Below are 6935 nucleotides of genomic sequence, written 5' to 3'. Positions count from 1 at the left end.
CAGGTGCGGAACCCCGCAAGGGAAAGAAGCAGAAACCTAAATCGTGAGGTTTGGGAATCACCGTCCGTTTACGGCGGTGAGGATGTCAATATAGCCGTCAGCCGTCAGCTAAAATATTACTATTTTTGGCCGTTGTTCGGGGAATAGCAGAGGCGGCATCAGACAACTAAAAAGAGGGATAAGAAACCCACGCCAAGGACGATTTTAAGCCAGACGGACATCCTTAAACGCCCCTAGGTATTCTAGTAATTGCTGATGAGCCGGGTTATGTAGTGGGTAGAGATGATCGTAACAGATGGTGATGAGGGATTGCAGATCGTCCAATAAATCCTCATCTGTAATGGATTCCTGGGGTTGATTGAGGAGAATGACTTGGATTTTGAAGAGACGGCACAAACCTAAAATAAAATCATGACAAAAGCGACTAACAGTTTCCGCATGGGTTAAAACTAGAGATTTCACCTCACCGTGACAAATCATCTCCACTAGACGCATAAAACTAGGGCGATTGTAGCTGACTCCGTTGCCGATATCGGTGAGAATTTCAAAGGGTTGACCCTGTTGATTACAAAAGTCTTCTAACGCTTTTATCTGGATGTCTAATTGGGGTTTTTGTTCAGGTCGATTAACACGAGCATAGCCAATAATCAATGGGTTTGCTTGACCAGATTGTAAGAGATCTTCCGGTCGAAATCGGCGATGGCCGCCGCGGGTACGAATTGGGGCAATTTTACCCTGTTGTTCCCAGCGCCGGAGGGTTTTAATGCTAACTCCGAGTAAATCGGAGGCTTCTCGAATAGTGATGAGGTTATTCATAGTATATAAGCTGTTAAGTATTTAAATTGCTTGGGCCAGATGAGGAAAGAGGCACTCTTGCAAGAGGCAACAGTAAAGGGATTGGGTTAGATTCGGCTAATCTAAGAATAAGTTGTTTAAATGCGTCTTAACTTAACCCAGTTTTAATTAAAGAAATTTCTCGAGAGAGAATCATCCAACTTTAGACAGTCAGTTGTCCACTTTTATACTGCCATTACCCTACGCTGGTAACTATAGATGATTTAGGAAAATTACTCATACCTCTTTAGATACAGATATTAAACGGGATTTTTGGTCTTTCTAAAACCTGAGTTTGTCCGGGGGTTTTGGGGTATGTCAACTCGTTAGGGAGTTGATTGCTATCGAACTACAGTTTTGACAGTCAAAACTGTTAAGTTTTATATATGTCCCTCTCTTGATTAAGTTTTGTAACAAATTGAGAGATTTTTTTTTTAAGTAGAGCCTGTTTATTTGTCCAACTTTCACCAAAAAGCTTGGGTATATTTGTCAATTTTTGGTAGTTATGTTTAAGAAAAACTGCTATAAATTGGAAAAAAATAGATAAATATTGCTGGAAAAATTTTTCTAAAACACCTGTTTTTTTTTGAATAGTTTCGCTATAATTATGTCAGGTCAAACAAAAAGTTATCAGCGAGCTTAACGCTTGTCTAACTTCTTTTGATGGCTATAGTACACACAATTAACGCTGGATAATTCAGTTATGATGACAACCAACAAATTAACCAAAACTTTTGCTTCTGGCTCTCTAGCCATCGGGGTTCTCGCCGGCGCAGTGCTTACCGCTACCAGTGCGAGTGCCGCGATGTTAACTTGGGAGCAGTGGGTGGGAACCCCAACTACTCCCGGTACTCCTCTTGAAGTCGGCGACAAAAAAGTTACGTACGTCTCGGGTGACATTGGGGCCCAGGCGCTGGATAATGTTGCGCTGACCCAGATGGGTGATCATTATTATTTCGTATACAATTCTGAGACTCTGGCTTCCCAGGATCCCAATAAGGGTCCCGGGGGGTCTTTGAAATATACAATCGCGGTCACTAAGCCCGGCTGGGCTATTGTCGGGGTTGACCTGGATTCAAACGTATCATCCAACTACGGGACTGTAACCGAGACATTTGCTGAGATACCTAATGTCCTAGTTTCAACTAACGGCTCACCGGACCCTGCATCAGGTTTTTACCCTATCGCCCCCAAGACACTGTTGACCGTCACAAATACCCTAGTTAATACTAATCCTGGCAGTGAAGGTTTATTCGACTTCCAAAATTCTTTCCACCAAACAACCGTTCCCGAACCGGGTACTGTCCTCGGACTTCTGGCAGTGGGTGGTTTAGGATTGGTTTCCCGCTTCAAGAAACAAAAATAACAGTTACCAATGTCTTGCACACATTGATAACTGTGACGTTGAACAAGAATAGCTAAAGGTTAGATGCCCTGTTTGGTTTTCTAGCTTTTAGCTTTTTCTTTAAGCGTTGATTCTAACACGAATGGGGGATAGGGGATAGGGGATGGGGGATGGGGGATGGGGGATGGGGGATACCTAACCCCTAAACCCTAACCCCCAAGACCCCATGGCTATATAATTAAGCTTTGGGTAATTTGTCCCACCATAATTCTTGACCGCGAAAAACTGATGTCTTCTTTACTCTCCGCTATTCCCCTCGACGCGATCGCTTATAATCCCCAGGGTTTAGTACCAGCGATCGCTCAAGACTATCTTGATGCTACAGTGTTAATGATGGCCTGGATGAATCGGGAATCCCTCGAAAAAACCCTCACCACTGGGGAAGCATGGTATTGGAGTCGTTCTCGTCAAGAATTATGGCACAAAGGAGCCACCTCGGGCCATATCCAAAAAGTGCGTCAAATTCGCTACGATTGCGATAGTGATGCCATCTTGCTGACTATTGAGCAAATCGGTGATATCGCCTGTCATACCGGCGAAAGAAGCTGTTTTCACCAAGTAAATTGGCAAAAATCACCGCCAGCGGCCGATACTCTCTCGGAATTGTTTAAGGTAATTTGCGATCGCAGAGACGATCCTCATCCGGAATCCTACACCTGTAAACTCTTGGCCGGAGGAGATAACAAAATTCTCAAGAAAATCGGCGAAGAATCGGCAGAAGTGGTCATGGCCTGCAAAGATAATGATGGCGATGCTATTGCCGCAGAAGTGGCCGATCTTTTTTATCATACCCTCGTCGCTCTCGCCTATCATCAAGTCCCCCTGCGAGATGTCTATAAAAAACTGCAAGACCGGCGCCGGTAATCAGTTATCAGTAATCAGTAATCAGTTATCAGATTTGAGTTTTAAGTGTTAAGTTTCCGACTCCTACTTTATACTTGTGGTTTACGACTTAGTAATTATCGGTGCCAATCCTGCGGGGATAGAAGCGGCTTTGTTGGCTGTTCACCTCAAAAAAAGGGTGGCTTTAGTGCAACAGCCTTCTAGCGGCAATTTAGAGGCATCTGAGGACATTTTTAGCAAGGGCTACAGCCAAATTATCCATCTCTATAAACTGCTGAATCATTGGCAAGAAACGGCCATTTATCCCCAATGGCAACGGTTGCGGGAATGGTTAGAGGAAGTAGATAAAAGTATTAATAAACATCATTCTTTGGCGAGATTAGCCACGGAAGGAATAGATGTGATCCCAGATGGGGGGGAATTTGTCCGGCTGCCGCGTTTAGGATTCGTGGTTAACGGTCGGCAATTGTTGGCTAAACACTATCTTATCGCTACTGGTTTTTATCCGCAAGTACCGAGAATTTTCGGCTTAGATGAGGTTAATTATTTTACTGCTCAGACCCTTTGGCAAGAGCCAAATTTAGACAATTTAGGACAACATTTAGCGATTATTGGCAACAGCAGCATGGCTGTGAGTTTGGCACAAATTCTCCGACGTTTAGGGAAAGAAATTAGCTTAATTATCGAGGATAATTATCTACTGCCGGATATTGATCGGGAAATCTCCCATTTAGTTACTGCCATTTTAGAAGCGGAAGGAATTAAGATTTTATCCGGCTATTGTCCTAGTCAAGTGAAAGCGATCGAGGGTCAAAAATGGTTACAATTAGGCAATCGTGTCATGGAAGTTGATGATATGATTTTTGCTGGTAATTATCAAGTCAATGAACAGGGATTAAATTTGTCCGGGGTGGGAGTTAAACTAGAGCAAGGATTAATTAGGGTTAATCGGCAATTACAAACTGATAATTCCCGCATTTATGCCCTAAATTTGCTCAGAAATAATTATCCAGATCCTACTTTAAATCACCGGGCCGCTTTTGGGTTAGTCAAGCATCTGCTCACGGGAGAAAAATTTAACTTTAATCCGGAGCAAATTCCCTCATTTATTGCTTTCGATCCTGCTATTGCTTGGGTGGGTTTAACTAGAAAAGCAGCCGAGGACAGCTATGGTGAGGAGGTAAAGATGATCAACTATCCCATCAAAAATATGGTCCCACAGCAAATCTGGGGGGAAACCACGGGATTTTGTCAATTAATCTACCGACAAGATGGTAAAATACTGGGAGCGCAAATAGTCGGTAATCAAGCAGCAGAAATGATTAGTATCATCAGTTTAGCTTTACAAGAAAATTTAACTATACAATCCCTCAATAAAAATATTTATGCTTGGGGAAGTATGGGAGAGATTATCGGAGAAATGACGCAATTAATACCCCAGAAAAAATCTTGGTTAACTTGGCTAAAACAATTATTCAGATAATTAGAGCGAGAAAGAAGATTAAATTATGAAACCGAAATTTATTGTCTTTGAAGGTATTGATGGTTCTGGAACAAGTACCCAAGCAAAACTCTTACAAGAATATTTTTTAAAGCGCGGGGAAAAAGCAGTTTTAAGTCCGGAACCTTCCGAGGGAGTCATCGGTCGTTTGATTCGAGAAATAATGCAAACTAATCTTATTTCTATCAAAGATCAAAATAAATTTGACCAACAAATGGCCTATCTATTTGCAGCCGATCGCCATGATCACTTATATAATGATCACGATGGCGTTTTTAAACTTATTCACCAAGAACAAACCCATGTGATCACTACTCGTTATTATTTTTCTTCTTTGGCCTATAATTGCAATAATCCCGAAGAATTGGCTTTTGTTCAGCAGTTAAATCAACATTTTCCCAATCCAGATTTAGTCATTTATATCGATGTTATTCCTGATATTTCTCTAGCAAGAATTAAAAACAGAGCCATCACAGAAGTGTACGAAAAACAAGAAAAATTAATGAAAGTTCGTCAGATGTTTGTCGAGATATTTAAAGAATATGAAGATAATTTTTTACAACTGGATGGCAGTGATACAATAGAACAGCTTCACCGAAATATTATTAATTATCTTGAACAATTAATTTAAACCCATGCTTAGTACAGAAACCACCCCTAAATTCACCTACCAACCCCACTATAAACCCAATCAATTAATCTGCGGTCACGGACAAACAGCAATTATCACCGGATGGACAGTAAAACAGTCCCTTGCTAAACATTTAAATCCCGACCAATATGCGGTAATTGGTAATCTTTATAGTCCCACCAGAGGAATTAGTCCCCTGCTGAGAAACTTAATAGCAAATCCCCACGTTAGATACTTAGTTATTCTCAGCGCGACTAAGGAAGATAAGAACTCCGGTAGCTGTCAATGTTTGCTAGATTTTTTTAGTCAAGGATTCCAGTTAGGGAAAAGTGACACAGGTAGAGAATGTTGGCTAATTAATTCTCTTATCAGGGGATACATTGACAAAGAAATTGACAGAGAAATTCTCGAAAAATTGCGTCAATCAATTCAATATCAACCAGTTAAATCCATCCCAGAAGTGATTGAAACTGTCCAAAGTTATGCAAAACAATCCCCCTTACCAACTTGGGGAGAACCATTAACCTTTCCTATCTCAGAAAATCTTCCTTCTCTCCTACCCGGGACAAGATACGGTCATCGCATTGAAGGAAAAACTATTGCCGAAACTTGGGTAAAAATTCTCCAAAAGATTAAAACCACCGGCACAATTAGACCGACAGGATATGATGGTAAATGGCAAGAATTAATCGACCTAATGGCAATTGTCACCGATGAACCCCGAGACTTTTATTTTCCTGAACCTAATTATTTGCCTATAGATAGAGCTTTTCTTACCGAATATATCGGACAAATTCTCGATGATTCCCCTATACACCAAGGAGTTAAATACACCTATGGTCAAAGATTGCGCTCTTGGTTTGGACGGGATCAAATTACACAGGTTATTAATAAATTAATCTCAGAAATTGACGCTGCCAGTGCAGTTATGTCCCTCTGGGATGTGAAAGACCACGAAAAGGGAGGTAGTCCCTGTTTAAATCATATTTGGGTGCGAGTGGTGGAAAATGAATTATCTCTCACCGCAATATTTAGAAGTAATGATATGTTTGCCGCTTGGCCGGCAAATGCCATGGGATTGCGCGCTTTACAGCAACATATTTGCCAAGAAATCAATCAACGCTCCCAGTATAATTTAACCTTAGGTCCATTGATTACTATTAGTCAATCGGCCCATATATACGATGATACTTGGGAGAATGTCGAACGATTAATCGCCACCCAGTACGATAAAATTGTTAATCAGCGTGATTTTTTTGACCCTAGCGGTAACTTTTTGATTTCTCTAGAATCAGAACAAATTATTGTCCAACAAACTACTCCCGGCAGTGGGGAAATTGTTGCCTGTTATCAAGGCAAAAATCCCCTCAAATTAATCCGCGAGCTTGCAACAACTAATCCCGCAATTATTCCCGAACATATCGGTTATCTGGGAATCGAGTTACAAAAGGCATACAATTGCCTCAAAAATAATCAACCATATATGCAAGACCAGTAGGAAGTGGGAAGTTTCAGTAATCAGTGAACAGTGAACAGTGAACAGTAATCAGTAAACAGTGAAAAGATAGTAGGAAACTTCTATTTAGGGTCTGCTGAAAAAGTTTTTCGTGGGGGTAGAGTGTGGGGTGTGGGGTGTGGGGTGTGGGGTTTTACCCATTTTCAGGGGGTCAATTACCTAATTTTCAGGGAAAAAGTGCCTAAATTTCCCCCCCGAACACTCC

General features: G+C 41.3%; 6 protein-coding genes. 5 read left to right on the top strand and 1 reads right to left on the bottom strand.

Annotated elements, in window-relative coordinates:
* Nucleotides 1–204 precede the first annotated feature (204 nt).
* A complete protein-coding gene (locus tag BGL89_RS07610) occupies nt 205–816 on the bottom strand; it encodes an IS607 family transposase (RefSeq protein ID WP_286825194.1) in 612 nt (203 codons plus the stop codon).
* A gap of 721 nt (nt 817–1537) precedes the next feature.
* On the opposite strand from BGL89_RS07610, the gene BGL89_RS07605 reads away from it, so the two are divergent.
* From BGL89_RS07605 to BGL89_RS07585, 5 genes are all read left to right on the top strand, one after another.
* On the top strand, nt 1538–2200 hold the full coding sequence (locus tag BGL89_RS07605) for a PEP-CTERM sorting domain-containing protein (protein WP_286825193.1): 663 nt from the start codon (nt 1538–1540) through the stop codon (nt 2198–2200).
* Nucleotides 2201–2467: 267 nt separating this feature from the next.
* Nucleotides 2468–3103: a bifunctional phosphoribosyl-AMP cyclohydrolase/phosphoribosyl-ATP diphosphatase HisIE gene (hisIE, locus tag BGL89_RS07600; protein WP_103111441.1), complete on the top strand. Its 636-nt coding sequence runs from the start codon at nt 2468–2470 to the stop codon at nt 3101–3103.
* Between the two features lie 76 nt (nt 3104–3179).
* A complete protein-coding gene (locus BGL89_RS07595) occupies nt 3180–4565 on the top strand; it encodes a dihydrolipoyl dehydrogenase family protein (protein ID WP_286825191.1) in 1386 nt (461 codons plus the stop codon).
* 25 nt (nt 4566–4590) lie between these two features.
* Complete coding sequence (tmk, locus tag BGL89_RS07590) at nt 4591–5214, top strand: dTMP kinase (protein WP_286825190.1); 624 nt, start codon at nt 4591–4593, stop codon at nt 5212–5214.
* A 4-nt stretch (nt 5215–5218) separates the two neighbouring features.
* Entirely contained in the window at nt 5219–6712 is a 1494-nt protein-coding gene (locus tag BGL89_RS07585; RefSeq protein WP_286825189.1) for a thymidylate synthase, read from the top strand.
* Nucleotides 6713–6935 lie beyond the last annotated feature (223 nt).

It is taken from the genome of Microcystis sp. LSC13-02 (assembly GCA_002282935.1).
Classification (GTDB): domain Bacteria; phylum Cyanobacteriota; class Cyanobacteriia; order Cyanobacteriales; family Microcystaceae; genus Microcystis.
Note: the sequence above shows the minus strand (reverse complement) of the source record. Positions and strands in the feature narration are given on the sequence as shown.

What these genes read in the sequence shown, in the direction of transcription:
- BGL89_RS07610 (WP_286825194.1), bottom strand. Translation starts at nt 816, where the DNA reads ATGAATAACCTCATCACTATTCGAGAAGCCTCCGATTTACTCGGAGTT.
- BGL89_RS07605 (WP_286825193.1), top strand. Translation starts at nt 1,538, where the DNA reads ATGATGACAACCAACAAATTAACCAAAACTTTTGCTTCTGGCTCTCTA.
- hisIE (WP_103111441.1), top strand. Translation starts at nt 2,468, where the DNA reads ATGTCTTCTTTACTCTCCGCTATTCCCCTCGACGCGATCGCTTATAAT.
- tmk (WP_286825190.1), top strand. Translation starts at nt 4,591, where the DNA reads ATGAAACCGAAATTTATTGTCTTTGAAGGTATTGATGGTTCTGGAACA.
- BGL89_RS07585 (WP_286825189.1), top strand. Translation starts at nt 5,219, where the DNA reads ATGCTTAGTACAGAAACCACCCCTAAATTCACCTACCAACCCCACTAT.